This window comes from Ochrobactrum sp. SFR4 (assembly GCF_019730395.1).
GTDB lineage: Bacteria > Pseudomonadota > Alphaproteobacteria > Rhizobiales > Rhizobiaceae > Pseudochrobactrum.
In genome coordinates, this window is the sequence record NZ_JAAPBB010000383.1 from 1 (window position 1) to 355 (window position 355).

Consider the following 355-nt stretch of genomic DNA (forward strand, 5'->3'; position numbering starts at 1 on the left):
GTAAATATTCTGTTCATTTCTAATAATATGTAACTTAAGCGGTTTTCAGCGATGGTATTGGATAAGAATAATCAGCTTGCAAGAGCCCTTAATCTGGATATGCGCGACTGGTGGACACCGACCGCGGATAGCTATTTCAGACAGTTTTCGTGCAACGAAATACAACGCACCGTTGGCCTTTTGAAAGGTAATGATGCAGAGCGCGAAGTCATGCAATCATCAAGCAAGGCAGATGCTGCAAAGCTCGCCGAGAAAATTCTTAAAGGCACTAAATGGCTACCACCTCTCTTGCAGGTTTCTAAGCCGGTGAACCTTGACACATCGGACGAAATGCCAGACGCTGCATGAAGCTCCG

General features: G+C 45.6%; 1 protein-coding gene. It reads left to right on the forward strand.

Annotation, left to right across the window (positions count from 1 at the left end; genetic code table 11):
• The first annotated feature begins 51 nt into the window (after positions 1-51).
• Positions 52-348 (forward strand): hypothetical protein, encoded by a 297-nt coding sequence (locus HBA93_RS19475; protein WP_221724391.1) that lies wholly within the window; start codon positions 52-54, stop codon positions 346-348.
• Positions 349-355 lie beyond the last annotated feature (7 nt).